This window comes from Edaphobacter modestus, assembly GCF_004217555.1.
Classification (GTDB): domain Bacteria; phylum Acidobacteriota; class Terriglobia; order Terriglobales; family Acidobacteriaceae; genus Edaphobacter; species Edaphobacter modestus.
The window spans coordinates 1,749,677-1,768,694 of record NZ_SHKW01000001.1 but is presented as its reverse complement, the minus strand read 5'-3'; the positions used below and the strand labels follow the sequence as shown (position 1 = coordinate 1,768,694).

Annotated in this window: 10 protein-coding genes, 1 tRNA gene and 1 riboswitch; of the genes, 4 read left to right on the top strand and 7 right to left on the bottom strand. The window is 56.0% G+C overall.

All coding sequences use genetic code 11. From position 1 onward, the window contains the following. Positions 1 to 86: 86 nt before the first annotated feature. The 5 genes from BDD14_RS07350 to BDD14_RS07330 form a co-directional block, all read right to left on the bottom strand. Positions 87 to 1,442, bottom strand: a complete 1,356-nt coding sequence (locus BDD14_RS07350) for a sensor histidine kinase (RefSeq protein ID WP_165419964.1) — start codon at positions 1,440 to 1,442, stop codon at positions 87 to 89. Between the two features lie 59 nt (positions 1,443 to 1,501). Next, entirely contained in the window at positions 1,502 to 2,179 is a 678-nt protein-coding gene (locus BDD14_RS07345; RefSeq protein WP_130418229.1) for a response regulator transcription factor, read from the bottom strand. Positions 2,180 to 2,295: 116 nt separating this feature from the next. Beyond that, positions 2,296 to 2,913, bottom strand: coding sequence for an MFS transporter (locus tag BDD14_RS07340; protein ID WP_130418228.1), 618 nt, complete (start codon positions 2,911 to 2,913; stop codon positions 2,296 to 2,298). 238 nt (positions 2,914 to 3,151) lie between these two features. Then, entirely contained in the window at positions 3,152 to 4,510 is a 1,359-nt protein-coding gene (locus tag BDD14_RS07335) for a voltage-gated chloride channel family protein (RefSeq protein WP_130418227.1), read from the bottom strand. A 12-nt stretch (positions 4,511 to 4,522) separates the two neighbouring features. Further along, a riboswitch (Fluoride riboswitch) is annotated at positions 4,523 to 4,591 on the bottom strand. 658 nt (positions 4,592 to 5,249) lie between these two features. Beyond that, on the bottom strand, positions 5,250 to 6,245 hold the full coding sequence (locus BDD14_RS07330) for a LacI family DNA-binding transcriptional regulator (protein ID WP_278045518.1): 996 nt from the start codon (positions 6,243 to 6,245) through the stop codon (positions 5,250 to 5,252). 218 nt (positions 6,246 to 6,463) lie between these two features. Here BDD14_RS07330 and BDD14_RS07325 point away from each other — a divergent pair, with 218 nt between their 5' ends. From BDD14_RS07325 to BDD14_RS07310, 4 genes are all read left to right on the top strand, one after another. After that, positions 6,464 to 9,901 carry a TonB-dependent receptor gene (locus tag BDD14_RS07325; RefSeq protein ID WP_242617802.1) on the top strand — a complete coding sequence of 1,146 codons (3,438 nt, stop codon included), beginning with the start codon at positions 6,464 to 6,466 and terminating at the stop codon, positions 9,899 to 9,901. A 304-nt stretch (positions 9,902 to 10,205) separates the two neighbouring features. Then, positions 10,206 to 13,721: an alpha-mannosidase gene (locus BDD14_RS07320; RefSeq protein ID WP_130418226.1), complete on the top strand. Its 3,516-nt coding sequence runs from the start codon at positions 10,206 to 10,208 to the stop codon at positions 13,719 to 13,721. A 32-nt stretch (positions 13,722 to 13,753) separates the two neighbouring features. After that, complete coding sequence (locus BDD14_RS07315; RefSeq protein WP_130418225.1) at positions 13,754 to 16,066, top strand: GH92 family glycosyl hydrolase; 2,313 nt, start codon at positions 13,754 to 13,756, stop codon at positions 16,064 to 16,066. Positions 16,067 to 16,198: 132 nt separating this feature from the next. After that, positions 16,199 to 16,273, top strand: a tRNA-Gly gene (locus BDD14_RS07310). 11 nt (positions 16,274 to 16,284) lie between these two features. Here BDD14_RS07310 and BDD14_RS07305 read toward each other — a convergent pair. Next, positions 16,285 to 17,067 (bottom strand): YbaY family lipoprotein, encoded by a 783-nt coding sequence (locus BDD14_RS07305; protein WP_165419963.1) that lies wholly within the window; start codon positions 17,065 to 17,067, stop codon positions 16,285 to 16,287. A 101-nt stretch (positions 17,068 to 17,168) separates the two neighbouring features. Then, complete coding sequence (locus tag BDD14_RS07300; RefSeq protein ID WP_130418223.1) at positions 17,169 to 18,788, bottom strand: S41 family peptidase; 1,620 nt, start codon at positions 18,786 to 18,788, stop codon at positions 17,169 to 17,171. Positions 18,789 to 19,018: the final 230 nt, after the last annotated feature.

The window sequence follows — 19,018 nt, the reverse complement described above, 5'->3', positions numbered from 1 at the left end:
TCTGAAGTATGGAGGGCGGAGCCTTAAGCCAACCTGAATATGCGCTGCCCAAACAAGATTATTCTCAGAAATGAAACCTTGTCCGATTAGTTCTCCGACGGATCTTCTGGATCAGAGGACCTTGTAGCCACCGGCAAAGTGATCGTCACAATAGCTCCTCCGTCAGCATGATTCTCTATTTCGATCGTTCCGTTGGCTCGATCACAGATAGCTTTGCATATCGATAGGCCCAAACCGGTTCCACCGCTCTTACGGCTGCGAGACGGGTCTCCACGATAGAAGGGGTCAAACAGAAACGGACGATCGTCCTCATGAATTCCTCGGCCGTGATCACGGACCGTGATCTTAACCGTGTGTCCAACCTTTGCGGACACGATTTGAAGCTCGGACCGCGGCGCACTGTGCTGGATGGCATTGATCAGAATGTTCGAACCCAAAAGGACTGCGTCATCGCGCCCAATAGGGACGCTTTCTCCCGCTTCAAGCTTAGTTTTGATGCTGATGTTCTTTACTTCTGCGAATGCAGAACTTTGCGACAGTGTGTCCAGCAGGACATCGTCTATCCGGCAGGAATGAAACTCCGATGGCTGACCTTGATCAAGACGGGCCAGGGTGAGCATTTTCTGGACAGTCTGTTCCAGTCGACCGATATCGCGGACCCCAATCGCGATACCTTTCTCGTACTCCCCTACGCTGCGTTGTTTCATCGCGATGACTTGAAACGATGATTTGATGATCGCGATATCCGTCTTAAGCTCGTGGGCCGCATCGTTAGTCATCTGCCGCTGTTGCTCAAAGGCTCGATGTAGTCGAGTGATGGTCCTCTCGATTGCCGAGGCTAGGGGACTGAGCTCCGTAAACTCCTTTGCGCTAGGAGGACTGTTGAATTGCCAATTATTTGAGTTGATCTTGTCGGCTTCGTTAGCCAGCTCACGGATCGGCAGCAGAGAATTGCGTATGAGCCAGGAGAGAAAAACGGCTGTGATGCCAAGAAGGGCAATGGTCGCGATAGCAAAAAAGCGAATAGCCTCAATGATCTCGTGCCACACCCGTCCTTCGGGTTGTCCGCAAACAACAGTGATGTGATGGCGTACGCCTCGAGTATATCCAGGGTCTACGAGCCGATCTCCACTCATGGAGAAGAATCGATAGGTATGACCGTCGATGGGGACATCCTTAAATTCACCCGGCGCTAGGTAGACGGGCGGATCAGGGCCTCCTGCTCCGAGGACTCTCCCATGTTCGTCTGTGACACGAAACGTAGATCTCTTTGGGATATCAAGATTGTGAAGGTCCAGAATGACGCTTCCATCGCTACCTTCTCCTTCCTGCACGGCACCTAGCAGCGCGTTCGATGTGGCCCGCAAGTTGGCGTCAAATGTCTCAAATTGGACATGCCGCTCGTGAATTGTCACGGCCCCAATCAGTATAATTCCTGCCAAGAGTTCCAAAGCTAATACCGAAACCGTCAGCCGCCTGGTGATCGATGTGGTCTTTTCCACTAGCCTGGGTCCTTTCGCACCCGATATCCACGATGCCGGATAGTCTCAATTACAGGACTGGTTTCGGTGTGGCCCAATTTTCTACGCAGGTTCGATAGATGCGCCTCAATGACATTGGAATGGTGCTCCCAGTCGTAGTCATAGAGGTGTTCCAGGAGCTCCCGCTTCGACACGATCGCCATCGGTCGATAGCCTAGATACTCAATGACGCGATACTCCGTTGGGGAAAGATCGATCAACATTCCGCCTCGCGACACGGTTTGGTGAACCGTGTCGATTTGAATGTCTAAAAACTTCAGCAAGGGAGCTGATGCTCCCTTGGAGCGACGGATGAGTGCCTTGACTCGAGCGATCAACTCCCCAAGATCAAATGGCTTCGCAAGATAGTCATCGGCACCCGTGTTGAGAAGTTGGACAAGGGTTTGTTTCCCCTCAACTGCAGTCAAGATGAGCACCGGCGTATGAATGTTGTTCTGTCGGAGGATACGAAGAACGCTTTGGCCATCGCGGCCTGGGAGCATTAGGTCAAGTATGATGGTGTCAAAAAGACCTTGTTTGGCATAAGACAGGCCTTCATCTCCATCGGCTGCATGATCGACAGCAAAGCCTGAGTCGCGTAGAGCGATGATGATGTTCTCTGCTAGTCGCAGTTCGTCTTCGATTAGGAGTAACCGCATCAGTTGCCGATTGTCGCACTTTCAACCTTAATCATTCCTGAACGAAATCGATAATTTGCTCGGCAGGATAAGATATCTCGCTAGCATTGGGCTCACGGTGCATTCGCAAGCGGGCGCTAAACGACATCGAAATCTCGGAAGCAGCTTAGATTGCGGAAGATATAGGCGTGCCGGAGCGTGTTAGGACGTTTTGGTTTGTCGGCGTAGTTCTGTAGCAGGATGGCGAAGAACAGGCCCAGGACAGAGGCTACGAAGACTGGCCACTTGGAGTCGCGGAAGTGGTCTACCAGGACGCCTGCGACCGGTGGGCTGACGAGGCATGCAGCTCCCAATCCGGGGAAGAGGATGCCGAGGAGCTCGCCCAATACTTCGATGCCGAAGGTAGAGGCAGTCACGGCTGGCGACGTTGTTGCGATCCCGCCATAGCCAACTCCCATGAGGAGGGCAAAGATCACAAGTGCGGTGTAGGAGTCTGCCGCCAACCATACTCCAAAGCTGATCAGCAGGATCAGATAGGAAGCCTGATACATCCTCATCAAACCGAATCTCGGCGCCAGAGCGCCAAGACCGAGACGGCCTGCGACGCTGGAGGCGCCGATGTAGCCTACGAGCCCGGCTCCTGCTACCCAACTGGCGCCGATGTCTCCTGCATAAGCGGGAAGAAAGACGAACGAGGCGTAGATGGCAATTTCGGAAAAGAAGAGGGAAGTGTACTGGCCCAGGATAGCCTTCATAGCCAATACCGACTATCCTTTCATGTGGTCACATGGAACACCCGCGGTCTGAGTTATGTCCTTATCTCGAAGAGTCCAGCGGACTCTAAAGGAAATTGCGACAAATGTCATGAAGGAGCTTCCGAGAACCACAATAGCGAGATCCTCAGCCTTGAAGGTTAGGCTGCGACAAGCCGGAAGCGATTTAGACTTCGATCCTTCGTCAACTTCTCACACAGCCGGATGTTTGGAAAGTAACTTATTCCGCCTGAAGTTCGTCTTCTGTAAGCTGTGAGTCAGCAAGCGCAGAAGATGTTTCCAGATGAGGGTGATTACGCCGCTTGGCGACCATCGCCAGCGATAGGCCTTCCTCTTCTATCAGGTGAAGATGTTTGCTGCTGCCCACACGCTGCGCGAGATAAATTCCGGCGTGCCCTGAAAATAAATAGCTGGCCACGCATGCAACTGCGGCATACGTGCCTGCCTCGGCGCCGAACAATTCCATCGCCATCAGGGTCGACGAGATAGGCGTATTGGCTGCGCCGGCAAAAACCGCAACGAATCCCATTCCCGCAAGAAGGGACGGTGGCAGGGGAAGCACATACGAGAGGGCGTTGCCGAGAGTGGCACCGATAAAGAACAGCGGTGTTACTTCACCGCCTTTAAAACCTGCTCCCAGCGTCACCGCTGTAAAGAGAAACTTGGCGGCGAAATCGTAAGGGGCTTGTCGCCCATGGAAAGCCGCAACAATAGTAGGGATGCCGAGCCCGATATACTTCGTCGTGCCGAGAGTAAATACGGCAACTGCGACCAGGATGCCGCCGATAAAGGGCCGCAGAGGAGGCCAGGCGACATGCTTCTTAAAACGATGATGGATCGCGTGAGTTGTTTTGGCGAATCCCTTGCCCACCAGGCCAAACACGGCCCCGGCTATTGCAGCGATAAAAATCTTTCTTACATCGAAAATTGGGATATCCGTGATTCGATAGATCGTGTGGTGAACACCCCATGCGCTGGTGGTGAGATCACCGATGAAGGCAGCTATGAAGCACGGTGCAATCGCGCTATAGCTGATCACACCAAAGGCCAGAACTTCCATTCCAAAAATCGCTCCCGCCAGCGGCGTTCCGAATACGGAGGCGAAACCGGCACTGATGCCGGCCATCAACAAGATGCGACGCTCGTGGGGATTCATGCGAAATGGCTTCGCCAACTGATCAGCGAGCGAAGCTCCTGTTTGTATGGCTGTTCCTTCTCGCCCTGCCGAACCGCCAAACAGGTGAGTGAGGAAAGTTCCCATCAGGATGAGTGGCGTCATCCGCACCGGAATGGTTTGCTTTGGATCATGAATCTCATCGAGAATCAGGTTGTTTCCTGCCTCAACCGAGGTTCCAAAGCTCCGATAGAGAACGCCGACCAGAAGGCCAGCCAGGGGAAGCAGCGAGATCAACCATTTATGGCTCTCGCGCACATCGGTAGCAACCACCAGGGACCACAGCAGAAGAGCTGAGGCCGAGCCGCCCAGAATACCCGCGAGTACCCCAACGGGGGTCCAGCGCACAAGGTAACGCAGTATGCTTACGAATTCGGATTGAGAGAAAGGACGTGATTTAAGCAAAATAACTCCTACCTTTGAGTAGGAGTCATCAGCAGCGATGTTCTGCGTGCAGTTACGGCGAACCCCATCGCCATAGCTTTTAACCAATACGCTAGCAGCTTCAGAAGCTGCGGGTCAACCTGCGCAAGCCCTAAATCTTTTCCAATCGGCCATCTGAAGGCCAATCTTCGCCGATTTCGTTTGCTAAATATTCTGCTTGCCCAGTTCCTCCGCCAGGTGTTCTGACGCTCGCATGGACGACGCGAGAATCGTCATCGTAGGATTCTGCCATCCCGCGCTCGTGAAGCTTGCGTTTCGCGGATAAGAATGCCTCGGCTACTGGTTACATTCAGTGCATAGCCGCGGAGGAAAGCTGCCCATCAGATCCTTAGTCCCTTTGCCTTTGCACGCTTCTGGACCAGAACACGTCAAGCCGGCGCCGTAGATTTGATCCATCAAAAAGTGCCCATAACACCGCTCGAATTGCCAAGTTTCGAGTTGAGAAGAAGACGGGTGCTCTTCAGGGTTCCGGCGCCAGAACGATGACTCGTACTTTGACGTTCATCTCGCGGTGAGTGAGCCGATCTCAAAGCGACAGCCATTCGGCAGGCCTGTACTTTTATCGACGGTCAACTCGCCCACGACAGCATTTGCATGCACCTCCTTTCGATCGGCTCTCTACGATCCAACGAAATAGATTCTGCGTCCATCCTCTCAGCTGTCGTGAGCTCGTGTTGCCATCATGCTTGTTCAGACTCACCTACTCCGCGGTCTTGTTTTTGGGCTTGCATCCGCACGATTCGCGAATCGTCAACGTAACGGGAAGAACCGTCCTGACACTGGAAGTTTTGAACTCACCGTTAATTCTCTGCAAAAGCTGACGAACCGAAACGTTGCCGAGCTCCGACGCGGGTTGACGGACTGCAGTGACGGAGGGAGTGATCAGTGTAAAAAAATCAACATCGTCAAAACCCACGAGGGCGACATCCGTTCCCATCTGAATCCCTAAATCCCTAAGTGCCTCGATCACCCATATCGTTGACGCATTGTTTGCGGTAAACAGCGCGTCCGGACGAGATCGTCCAGCAAAGAGTTTCGACAGTGCGGCCTTCGCGGAGAGCTGGTTCGATAAATTCAATTCTTTAAGGTACGGTACTTTGGCGCGCCGCATGGATTCTTTGTATCCAGCGATACGCTCCTTGATCGTCAGCAGGTGGGAGTTCGCAGCGACGCAGGCGATCTTTCTGTGTCCATGCTGAAGAAGATGCTCTACTGCCATGCGCGCTCCGGATCGATTCTCGACCTGCACCGAATCACTTGTGGCAACCTCCATTGGGCGATCGATGGTGACGATTGGGGTCGATCCTGTGACGATGGTCTTCAGGTAGGCGTTTCTACTGTCAGATGGGACAAGCAGGATGCCATCCACGGGATGATGCGTCATCATCTCTACCTGTGCAGCTTCAATCAGAGGATCCTCATCGGAGGCGGCCAGCCACACCAGATAATCATTTGCCCGGGCGGTGTCCTGTACCGCATGGCTTACGACCGAGAAGAATGTATCAGAGATATCGGGAACGATCAGCCCGATCGAGCGCGAGAGTTTGCCCGTCAACATTCGGGCTGCATGATTCGGCCGATAGTCGAGGCGTCGAATCGCCTCCCGAACCTTTTTGGCCGTCTCCTCCGCGACGTAAGGATGGCCGTTGATCGTACGAGACACGGTCATGGGCCCAACTCCGGCAGCCTTGGCCACATCCTGGAGTGTCGCCCGCCTTTTAAGAACAGAACTGCGCACTTAATTCTTCCTTTATGAGAGGGCTACCATGTGTTGAAACTTCGGCGAAGTCTCGATTCACAGTAAATTTAGCAGCTCCTGTATTGACAACCCTATGCTAAGGCGCGTAAACATTTGTGCGCTGTGATAGCGCAATCATAATTACATTTTACTGATTCGTTTTCGAGGAGGCTGAAGTGAAAAATAATAGGCATTTTGCCCGAAGGCTGTTGCTCGTTCTGATTTGCTTGTATACAACCGGGATTTTGCTCCACGCTCAAGATACGTCGTCTCTTACCGGCACCGTTGCAGATTTATCCGGTGCCCTGGTACCGAAGGCGAACATCACGCTTCATAACGAAGCAACGCGCGCAGAGATTCACGCGGTCACCAACGAAGGCGGCAGCTACACTATCACCAATCTCACGCCTGGACGTTACTCGATGCGTGTCGAGGCGGCGGGCTTCCAGTCGACGGACCTCAGCGCAATCCAAATTGACCCGAACATCGGCCGCCGCGTCGACGTCACGATGAAGGTTGGCGACACAACCACCTCCATTACCGTCGAGGCCAACGCAAACGTCGTGCAGACCGAGAGCGGCGCTGTCGGGCAGCTTATCTCTCAGGAGCAGGTCAAGAACATCCAGCTCAACGGACGCAATCCGCTTTACCTCGCCCAGATCGAACCTGGCGTCGTACGTGGCCAGTCGATGGCTGCCTTCTCTTTCGGTCTCGACAACGGCATCAACGTAAACGGTGCGCGCTCGCAGGAGAGCCTGATCACGTTCGACGGCGCACCCATGGTGCGTACGCGTTCCAACGGCACCAGCGTCGGCGTCGCCGACGTCGACTCCACCTCGCAGGTGCAGGTGCTCACCACGAGCTACGGCGCTGAGTATGGCCGAACCTCCGGCGGCCAGATCCGCATGGTTCCCAAGAGCGGTACCAGCGAGTTCCACGGCAGCGCCTTTGAGTACTTCCGCAATAACGTGCTCAATGCCAACACCTGGCAGCGCAACTTCAACGGCCAGTCGCGCGCCGCATTCCGCTTCAATCAGTTTGGCTGGAATCTGAACGGCCCCGTCTTCTTCCCCGGCTTCAACAAGAACCACGACAAGCTCTTCTTCCTCGTTGGCCAGGAGTGGATCAAGTACAACCACGACGACCCCGCGCAGCAGAAGGTTCCCACTGCGCTCATGCGTCAGGGCAACTTCAGCGAACTGCTTGGCCCCAATATCTTCTACAGCCAGCCCGTGCAGCTAGTGAACCCGAACACCGGCGTGGCCTATGCAAACAACATCATTCCTCAGTCCCAGCTCAGCCCGAACGGCGTCGGCCTGCTGAATGCTTATCCGAGTGAGAACAGCCCGAACAACGCCAACGGAAACTGGATCGACTCGGCGCTCTACACCGAGAGTCAGCGCAAAGACAGTGTCGTCGTCGACTATGTGCCGACTGACAAGCACCACATCCGCTTCAGCCTGTTGAACTACAACTACAACGACTACGAGCCTCACTTCGGCAACTTCAACACTAACCCGCGCATCTTCAAACGGCCCAACCAGATCGGCGTTGTGCACTGGACCTATACCATCAGTCCCACCTTGGTGAACGATGCCTACGTCTCCGGCGCAGCCGATCACGTCACCATCGACATCGACACATCGTCGGGACTTTCCGACCGCACCAGGTACGGCATCAATTACCCCTATCTCTTCGGATCGGCCGGCAAGGTCGTTCCTGATAAAATTCCGACGATACAGCTCCAGAACTTCGGTACGCTCGATGGCGGTCCTTACCCGTCCCGCTCCGGCGGTATCGTCTATGACTTCGGCGACACGGTGACCAAGGTCTGGGGCAACCACACGTTGAAGTTCGGCGGACTGTGGGAGTATGCCGGCGAGAACAACTACGACCAGATCAGCGTCGACAACACGCGCCCTGGCACCACCAACAACCAGAACGGACTCTTCGTCTTCACCGACGCCCGTGGCGGAAGCGGCACAAATCCCGTTCCTACTTCGAATGTCGCCGCTGCCAACGCCGCGCTGGGCCTCTTCGATACCTATGGCGAAATCGGCACACGTTCCTACACTCTGTTCCGCGGTAACATGTTCGAGGGCTTCGCTCAGGACCAGTGGCGTGTCAACTCCAAGCTCGTCCTGGAGCTCGGTCTCCGCTACTCCTTCATGGAGAACTACCACGCTCTCTGGGGTAATCAGGCCTTCTTCAATCCCAGTGTGTGGACCGCCAGCCAGGCGCCAACCGTCAACCCGACGACCGGCTTCATCACCGGTGGCGATCCTTACAACGGTGTCGTGATCCCCGGCAGCGGCTTCCCCAGCTCAGCCCAGGGACACGTGCCGGACGCCATCCTCGCCAACGGCTATGCCCGTCTCTTCCGCGGCTTCGATTCAAACTACTCGCCGACGGTGAAGACCAACATCCAGCCGCGCGTGGGCTTTGCCTACCAGGTCAATCCCGGAACGGTCATCCGCGCCGGCTTTGGACGATACATTCAGCGCCTCGGCATCAGCGATACCGTGCATGTCGGCGGCAACGCTCCATTCCAGCCCGCTGCGACGGTGACGCGCGGAAGTGTCGACAACCCAGGTGGTGTCGGCGTCAACCAGGCCCCTCTGGGGTTCTACTCGCATGCCTACGACTATCCCAACCCCGAGGCCTGGGGTTGGAACATGACCGTCGAGCATGAGTTCACCAACTTCGCTGTCTTCACCCTCAGCTACGTCGGCCGCCGCGGTCTTCACCAGGAGCAGTTGATTAACCGCAACCAGCTCCAGCCCGGGACCGCCACTGACCCGGCAAACAGAGGCGTCAATCCCGACGCTCTGCGTCCCTTCCGGGGCTTCTCGATTATCAACGAGGCGCGGAACGACGGCAGCTCCAATTACCACTCGCTGCAGGCCAACGTGAAGCGGCGCCTCACCAAGGGCACCCTCTTCGGTGTGGCCTACACCTGGTCCAAGAACCTCGACTTCGGCTCCGCCACCGGAACCAGCCAGCCGAACGCCTACAGCAATCGCAACTTCTACGGTCCCAGCGACTTCGATACCCGCCACGTGCTGGTCATCAACTACGTCTGGGATATCAAGTACGGAAACACCATGAGCAACGTCTTCGCTCGGGGCTTATTGAGCGACTGGCAGTTCTCCGGAATCATCCAGGGGCAGTCTGGCCGTCCGCAGACCGTCTCGCAGAACAACGACCGTGCCGGCGTAGGACCCGGATCGGGTAACCAGCTGTGGGTCGCCTCGCAGAATCCGACTCTCCCTCACGGGTTTGCCGGTGGCAAGACCACCGACCAGTGGTTTCAGACCAGTGTCTTCGCACCGGCGGCTCTGGGTACGTTTGCTCCGCGCGGTATGCGTGGCTTGATCTACGGTCCCGGCTTCATGAGCGCTTCGGCGGCACTGCAGAAGGCCTTCCACATCATCCCCAACCATGAGAACCATCAACTGGTCTTCAAGGCCGAGAGTTTCAACTACCTCAATCACCCCAACCTCGACAACCCGGACGTGAACCCGACCAGTGGCACCTTTGGTCGCGTCAACGGCAAGGGCACCACGTACGCTTCAGAACGGCAGTACCAGTTCAGCCTTCGCTACGCCTTCTAGGTGTGCGCGATTTCTCTGGATGGTCGATCCCAGGGGGAAAGCACCATCGACTCATCCAGAGCCATGACTAACCAAACCAGAGATCCCGCAGAATTCAGTTCTGCGGGATCTCTTTCCTCATCGACGACAAATCTAAAAACGCTGTCCCATTGTGGCTGGCGAATGGACGACTCTAACCATGCGATCAGTGCAGACCTCGCGATTATCTTCTCGAAGAAAATTCACTCTCCGAAGCTTTCGGCTCTCCCTGCTTTGCTTCGTACTGACAGAGTTCACCGTACCGGGCCCCGTTCCTGGTCAGACCATGAAGGCCCCGGACATCACGAAACAGCCCACGCTGTATGTCGTTCCGTACGCGCATCTCGATACCCAGTGGCGATGGGAGTTTCCACAAACAATCAGCGAATACCTGCTGAAAACCATGCGCGTGAACTTCGACTACATCGACCGCTATCCGCATTACATCTTTAACTGGACCGGTGCGAATCGTTACAGACTCATGAAGGAGTACTTTCCGGAGGACTATGCCAAGATGCAGAAGTACGTTGCAGCCGGGCGCTGGTATCCTGCTGGTTCTTCCGTGGAGGAGGGTGACGTCAATCTTCCCGGCGCGGAAGGAATCTTTCGCCAGATTCTGTACGGAAATGAATATTTTCGAAAGGACTTTGGGAAGGCAAGTGCGGAGTATATGCTGCCCGACTGCTTTGGCTTCCCCGCATCGCTCCCCAGCATTCTGGCACACGCAGGTGTCAAAGGCTTTTCCACCCAGAAGCTGAATGCACAGTGGCAACCCGCTCCAAAGATAGGAGGTCCTGGCTCTCCGGAAGAGACACCGGAGGGAATTCCTTTCAATGTGGGAATGTGGCTGGGCCCTGACGGTAAGGGTGTAGTTGCTGCTCTCAATCCCGGAGGCTATGGAAGCAACGTATATACCGACATCAGCAAGGAACCTTCAGGGCCGGCGGCGGCCTCTGGTCCGCAGCTGACAAGCGAGGAGCGGGCACGGCTCACTCCGCAACAGAGGGCTGCGTTCGCAGGCCGCAGACCGCTCGAACAAAATTGGGTCAAGCGTATCGATGTGAATGGAAAGGTAACCGGCATCTTTGCCGACTACCACTATGTCGGCACCGGAGATATTGGAGGAGCCACACAGGAATCGAGCGTGAAGTTGCTCGAAGCGATTGTGACCACGAGCAACACCGTGTTGCCCACACCTCCGCAATCTGCCTTCGCTATGGGAGAGACCCCCAAACCCGCACCCGGAGGAGTTGAGGTGAAAGTAGGAGACGGCCCTGTTCACGTTGTGGAAGCCGCCGCCGATCAGCTCTTCAAGGACATAACGCCAACCATGTCCTCGCGTCTGCCGGAGTACAAGGGCGATCTGGAGCTCATCAATCACTCGGCCGGTTCTCTTACGTCGCAGGCGTATCACAAGCGCTGGGTCTTGAGGAATGAAGCGCTCGCGGATGCAGCAGAAAAGACGTCGGTGGCTGCCTCCTGGATGGGAGGCCGAACCTATCCTCAACAGCGGATCAACGACGCCTGGATGCTGGCGCTCGCAGGGCACTTTCACGATACCGGAGCCGGAACCGCAACTCCACGCTCGTACGAGTTTGCATGGAACGATGACATCATCGTATCGAATCAATTTGCAGACATTCTCACAAACGCCACAGAGGCTCTCGCGTCAGGACTCGATACCGAGGGAGCCGGTGTTCCCGTCGTCCTCTTCAATCCGCTCAATATCGCCCGCGAAGATGTTGTTGAGGCAAAGGTCTCCTTCTCCGGAGAAGCGCCGAAGGCAGTCCAGGTGACCAACGAAAAAGGACAAGTTGTTCCTTCGCAGATGGAGGAAGGTAAGGTACTCTTCGTCGCCAAAGCGCCTTCCGTCGGATACACGGTTTATCACGTCGCTCCCGCGGCGAAACCGGAGGCATCGTCAGAACTTAAAGTCACGGAATCTTCTCTTGAGAATGCTCGTTATCGCGTCAAGCTGAATTCAGACGGCGATGTGTCCAGCATCTACGACAAGCAGTTGAACAAAGAACTGCTCGCGGCTCCGATCCGGCTTGCGATCTCCAACGACAAGCCCAAGGTCTACCCCGCCTGGAATATGGACTTCGACCAGGAACAGGCCGCTCCGCGCGCCTACGTCTCGGGTCCGGCTCAGGTCCGGATCAAAGAGAATGGGCCTGTCCGTGTCTCGATCGAAGTAACGCGCGAGACGGAAGGCTCGAAGTTTGTGCAGACGGTAAGCCTCTCGGCAGGAGATAGCGGGAATCGTGTCGAGTTTGGCAATGCCATCGATTGGAAGACCTTGTCCGCGAATCTCAAGGCCACCTTCCCGCTCAGTGCTTCAAACGAAAATGCTACCTACAACTGGGACATCGGAACCGTGCAGAGGCCGAACGCGAACGAACGCCAGTTCGAGGTTGCGTCGCACCGCTGGATCGATCTCTCCGACAAGAGCGGCAGCTACGGAACGACTCTTCTTACCGATTACAAAAATGGATCCGATAAGCCGAACGACAACACCCTGCGTTTGACCCTCATGCGGTCACCAGGAATCGAGCCGCCTGCCAACGGTCGTCCGTCCGGATACACCGATCAGGCGAACCAGGACTGGGGTCATCATGAATTCGTATTCGGTTTAGCCGGGCATGCCGGCGACTGGCGCAGCGCACAGACTGACTGGCAGGGCTACCGGTTGAATGAGCCGATGATGACCTTCCAGACCGTGAGGCATGCGGGTTCTCTCGGCAAGAGCTTCTCCCTCCTCCACCTCACTGATTCGCGAGTGCGTGTGCTTGCCCTGAAGAAAGCGGAGAACAGCGACGAGATCATCCTTCGGATGGTGGAACTGAATGGCAAGCCTGCGCCGGATGTTCGCGTCTCGTTCGCTGGTCCAATCACCGCTGCACGCGAAGTCAATGCCCAGGAACAGCCGGTCGATTCCACCAATGTAAACAATGGCGAGCTCAAGGTAGCATTCACCCCGTACCAGACACGGACCTTCGCCCTGCGTCTCGCAGCTCCGGCTACCAACGTCAGGGCTGTAACTTCGCATCCGGTCACGCTTCATTACGACCTCGCCGCGGGAAGCAGCGACGATACTCGAACCTCAGGCGGTGGCTTCGACGGCAAAGGCAGAGCCATGCCGGCTGAGATGCTTCCCGCGAAGATCCAGTACGACGGAGTGGAGTTTGACCTTGCATCCGCGAAGACGGGCAATCCTGATGCCGTGGTTGCAAAAGGCCAGACGGTCGCGCTGCCTGAGGGACGGTACAACCGCATCTACCTTCTCGCCGCATCGGCAGATGGCGATCAGCGGGCAACGTTCCAGCTCGGCAGCGTAAAAGCCGATCTCACAATCCAGGACTGGACCGGATTTATTGGCCAATGGGATACGCGTCTCTGGAAGAAGCAACAGGAACGCGACTGGGCCATCTCGGCGAACCATGCAGCATGGCCTCCCGCGGACCTTCAACAGCGGGAGCAGCGCCCCGCGTCGCCACGCTACCCGGAAGATTACATCGGCCTGCGACCCGGCTATGTAAAACCCGCCAACCTCGCGTGGTATGCCTCACACCTCCATACGCCTGAAGGACTCAATCAGCCCTATCAGTACTGTTATCTTTTCGCCTATGCGATCGACGTGGATGGTAGCGCCCGAACGCTGAAACTACCGGACAACGACAAGATTCGAATCCTCGCGATCTCAACCGCAGAGGAGAATCCAAAACTTACCGCCGCATCGCCTTTGTACGATACATTGAACGAAACCCAACCACCGAATCGAGAAGTGAGATCATCCAACTAGCCCTATCGATCCTTCACGAAGGTTTGCATGGTATGCGAATTCGTCTGACGTCTTGTGTTTCACTCCTTGTACTCACCACAGCCGCTCTTGGTCATGCCCAGAGTGCGGCTGAGATCGACACTATGCTTGGCGCAGATAAGGGCGGCAATGTCTTCGTCGGTCCGGCTCTTCCCTTTGGAATGGCAAAGCCCGGGCCGGACTACGGGGATAATGAAGCAAATGCCGGATGGAAGGCGAGTGGCAACCTGAATGGCTTCTCGCAACTGCATGTCTCCGGCACGGGTGGAGGTCCGAAGTACGGCAATATCCTCCTGCAGCCGATGATGGGCAAGGCCGACCCTGCACATAGCTCCGCTCCGCGCGAGCAGGAGCATGCGGAGGTTGGATATTACTCGGTCAAACTTGGTGGCTCAGGGATTCGAGCAGAAGTTACCACGGCGCGACGAGCTCCTGTCTACCGGTTCACCTATCCCGCAACCGGCGAGCGGACCCTCCTTGTCGATGTGGGACACCTGCTAATGCGCCGGCATGATTCTCCCCATCGTTATCACGAAAGTCAGGTCGTTTACTCAACCGATGTCCAAGTCCTCTCGCCTACTGAGATCGTCGGAATGCAGGCATCCGTTATGGGGTGGAACATCCAGACCACACCCATGAAGGTTTACTTCTACCTTGTGACCGATACACCTGCAGCTGCGAGCGGCACATGGGAAGACGGAAAAAGCGTACGGCCCGGATCAAAAAGTGCAAGCTACAAGATGCCTTTCACTATGGCGACTCTCCCGAAACCTCCTGCACCCATTGTGAGCACCGGAGCCTACCTGACCTTTGCTCCTGGTAAAAAGCCTGTGACGGTGAAGGTGGGTGTCTCGTTTGTCTCCATCGAGCAAGCGAGGAAGAACGCGACGAGTGAGGTCGCTGGCTTCGATTTCGAGGGAACACGAAAGGCGGTTGTTGCCGCATGGGACAAAGAGCTTTCGACGGTGAAGATCGAAGGAGGCACGCCAGGTGAGCGCCAGCAGTTTGCGACAGGCCTCTATCACTCGATGCTGATGCCCGTAGATCGCACCGGCGAAAACCCTCTATGGCACAGCGCGACTCCGTACTATGACGACTTCTACTGCATCTGGGATACCTTCCGATCGTCAACACCATTGTTGACGCTGCTTCAACCGAAGCGGGTTACCGCCATCCTGCAATCCCTGCTTGAGATTCAGGATCACGAGCACTTCTTCCTGGATGGTCGCTCCGGTAATTTTTCCGGAAGAACGCAAGGCGGCTCGGACGCCGAAATGATGTTTACAGACGCTTTTCTAAAGCATCTTCCCGGGCTGGATTGGGAACGCGTCTATCGGGCCTTGGTCCACGACGCCGATGCGGAATCCCCGGAACCCATACGCTTCGGCCGAGGCGATATGGACGAGTGGAAGCGCTTGGGATACCTCTCTATCGAACACTCCGATCCGGCTGGCGGTCCCGATCGCCCGGGCTCGCGTTCCATGGAATACGCCGCAAACGATTACGCTGTCGCATTAATAGCCAAGGGCCTGCATCATCAGAGCGACGCAGAGAAGTTTATGCGCCGCTCAGCGAACTGGAAGAAGCTATGGGATGCTGACGCGGTCGACCACACCGAGGCGGGCGATGTAAAAGGCTTCATCTGGATGCGTCACGATGATGGAAGATGGAAAGAGAACTTCGATCCACGCCTCGTGGGTACCTGGTATCAGGACAACTTCTATGAGGCGACCACCTGGACATACTCCCTCTATGTGCCGCAGGACGTTCGAGAGCTTATCCAGATCGCGGGTGGGGAAGCGGCCTTCAAAAAACGTCTCGATCTTTTCTTTGCCCTCGGCTCCGCCGGACGGTACCGTTATGACGTAGGCAACGAGCCCGGCTTTCTCACGCCATACCTCTACAACTGGATTGGCGATCAGAGCAGCTCTGCAAAGACGATCCGTGCCATTCTTCCTGCAAGCTATCACACCGGAAAAGACGGTCTGCCGGGAAACGATGACTCGGGCGCGATGGGATCTTTTCTTGTCTTCAATCAGATGGGGTTCTTCCCGGTAGCAGCCCAGGATGTTTACCTCATCGGCTCTCCAACGTTTCCGCGGTCCTCTATCACGTTGACCAACGGAAAGACCTTCTCAGTCGTGGCAAAAAACTCCTCGCCAAAGAACGTCTATATCGCGGAGGTTACGTGGAACGGCAAGCCATACCATCGTTCATGGTTTACCCATGAACAGCTGATGAGCGGCGGGGAACTTACGCTCACCATGACGGACCGGCCAACTCACTGGGACACCGGAGTCCCGCCGCCCTCGATGTCGGACCGCTAGCTTTCTCAACTACCGCTTCCATCGCAGTTCATTCGAGCTGACGGACCTCTATCATTGTCGAGTAATCCGGAGATCATGATCGCCGGGCCGTATCCGGTGCGGCAGATCGTGATCTATAATCAAGTGCATCGAGCGGGAGTAGCTCAATGGTAGAGTAGCGGCTTCCCAAGCCGTTGGTTGCGGGTTCGATCCCCGTCTCCCGCTCCAATCGATTCCTTCTACTTTGACTTCATCGTCTGCGCTGTGAATCGCAGAAGCATCTTTCCATCTTCATTCGAAAGCTCAAGCTGGCGGTTCGAAATCTTCCAGCTTCGTACACCTTCGAGCGCCGTCAGGAAGTTCGATTCGGTCTCCATTCCGTGCAGGCATGCCATTCTTGTGGAAGCAATGCCGCTGACACGGAGCGCATCATTGCTTGCAGTGTAGGAACCCGCCAGGCGATTACAACCTCCTGACCCGGTAAGATGCTCATCCTCTATTCGAAAGATGAGATATGCTTCTTGCTGCTGGTCGGCAGGAGTGATTTGCCGGTCACCGATCTGCACCAGCTTCCAGTAGGTTCCTCGCAAAGAAAGAGGCGCGGCGGCCGGGCTCGCCGCTCCGGAGACATGATGCAGCATCATCATTCCTATCTCGCTGCCATGCCCCTGTGTAAGAACCTGGTAGCGCTGATCGGTTGTGAAAAGGGGGCGGCCATTCACCGCAATGCTGGCTCGGACGACATAAATATGATTCGGCTGAATCTGCGTCGGATCGTATTGAATGCTGAAATGAAAAGGCGGATTCCCCGGCTGTTCGATCTGAGTCTGCCCCAGGACCGATGCGGTGGCGTCAACCCGCGATACATCCTCGAGCGTGGCTTCGAAGACGGCATCCGGAGGCAGAGCCATACGTTCACGATACGTCGCCGTTCCCTCGATCGAAAGCATCCCCTGGCCACTGGCTCCAGTCGCGATCAGCAGAAGGGAAGCGGCCATTACAACTCCACGGACAACGTCCATCCCCCTCATCGTCCCTCCTGATCACCACCGGACAGGTCCCCGTGCAATGAGAACGCCCGCATCGCTTAGCGACACGGGCGTATTTTCGAGTTACCTCTGACCTAATTACGGGCTGGATTCGTCTTCTGGGCGAGTTTCAGGTGATCCTGCAGCGTCTGCGCCTCCGGAAGATACGTGACGGCCTTCGCAATCTGCGGATCCCATTCCGCACGAACCTTCAAGCCCTCAAGTTGTCCGAACTGCGAGGTGAACAGGTCGCTCTTGATGCTCTCTTTAAGCCAGTCCTGCACACCGGCAATATCCTGGTCGGTGTAGTCGATATCCTGCGACTTCAGGAAGCTCTTGAACTCCTGCATCACAGCATCGTCGACGTTAAAGTCCTTGCTCACCGAGTTATGGACAGCCAGGTAATGTTTGCTGAAGTTGAAGAAGGCGTACTTCGAGAGCAACGAGTTCTGGAAGCGATTCGACTTGAGGTTCTCGATCGGCTGATCCGGTGTAATGCCGCCGCCACCGTAAACGGTCCGTCCCGAATCCGTCAGCTTCACCTCGCGATTCGTCTTGTCCTGCAGTTGCGAAGGATCGCGAACGTAGTAGTAGTCGTACAGCGAAACGTGATTGTAGTTGCGCTGAATCAAGCGGCCCGAGGGGGTGTAGTAGTGATAGGTGGTCAGAGCGAGGCCGGTGTTTTCGGAGATCTGGAAGACCGTCTGGACCAGACCCTTCCCGAACGTCGTCTCACCCACAATCAAGGCTCGGTCGTGATCCTGCAATGCTCCGGAGACAATCTCCGCTGCTGAAGCAGTATTTCGATTGACCAGCACAACGATGGGATACTTCGTGTCCGATCCATGAGCCGCGCGATAGACCTGGTCCGGGAAAGCGCGTCCACGCTGGGAGACCACAATCTGTCCCTTCTGTAGGAACTTGTCGCTCATGTTGACGGCTTCGTTCAGCAGACCGCCGGGATTTCCGCGCAGATCGATCACCAGGCCGTTGATGTCGCCGAATTTATCTAACGCGTCGCCAACCTCTCGGCTCGTCGTCTCCATGAAGTTGGTCACGTGCATGTACCCGACGCCCGGGCGGATCATGAAAGCAATATCCACCGACTGACGGGAAACCTCATCACGAACCAGGTCGAACTCCAGGGGCTTCGCTGCACCCTCCCGGGCCATAACCACCTTCACGTGAGTATTTCGGGGCCCCTTCAGAAGAGCCGCGACCCCTGCCGTATCCATTCCCTCGGTGCTTTTGTCGTCGACCGAAAGGACCGTGTCGCCTGGACGAATGCCGGCTTTAAATGAAGGTGTTCCCTCGAACGGATAAAGCACAACGATCTTGGTGCCGCCCTTGGCCTTCGGATCCGGCTGCGGCTGAATCGTCATGCCGACGCCGTAGTATCGTCCGTGCTGGTCTTCCCGCATCTGCGCATACGCTTTGGGATCGTAGAAGTTTGAGTGAGGATCGAGCACGTGCAGCATGCCGGGAATCGCGCCGTCATAGATAGCCTTGTCCGTTTTATCGGTGGTCATCTTGTCGGCGTAGTTCTGCTCGACCAGCGAATAGACGCTGGTAAAGTTCCGCAGACTGTCGCGCAGGGTCGACTCGTCGGTGGCCGATTGCGCATCGACCCTTTGGTTGATCAACGTACCGGCCACCGCGCAGGTAGCCAGAAAGACGGTAACGGAGAAGAGTGCGCGGCGTGTGCGGGGTGCCATCGGTTCGCTAACCTCGATAAGAGCAAAAGCTGCGCGGAATTCCTGCGCGAGACGATCTACCATTCAGCATAGACTGGCGTCCTACATTGGACGGAGTATAGCATCGGCAGGTAAGCCTTTTCCTCCCAAAACCGGATTCGCCTCCCCACGCGAGGACGGTTAGAATGAGGGGACGGATAGCGTCCCGTCTCCGGTGAGGTCCAGACCGGGATGAAGGACGAGGGCGTAAG

Coding starts and splice junctions, on each gene's coding strand:
- BDD14_RS07345 (WP_130418229.1), bottom strand. CDS start 2,179: ATGCGGTTACTCCTAATCGAAGACGAACTGCGACTAGCAGAGAACATC.
- BDD14_RS07340 (WP_130418228.1), bottom strand. CDS start 2,913: ATGAAGGCTATCCTGGGCCAGTACACTTCCCTCTTCTTTTCCGAAATT.
- BDD14_RS07320 (WP_130418226.1), top strand. CDS start 10,206: ATGAAGGCCCCGGACATCACGAAACAGCCCACGCTGTATGTCGTTCCG.
- BDD14_RS07315 (WP_130418225.1), top strand. CDS start 13,754: ATGCGAATTCGTCTGACGTCTTGTGTTTCACTCCTTGTACTCACCACA.
- BDD14_RS07305 (WP_165419963.1), bottom strand. CDS start 17,067: ATGGACGTTGTCCGTGGAGTTGTAATGGCCGCTTCCCTTCTGCTGATC.
- BDD14_RS07300 (WP_130418223.1), bottom strand. CDS start 18,788: ATGGCACCCCGCACACGCCGCGCACTCTTCTCCGTTACCGTCTTTCTG.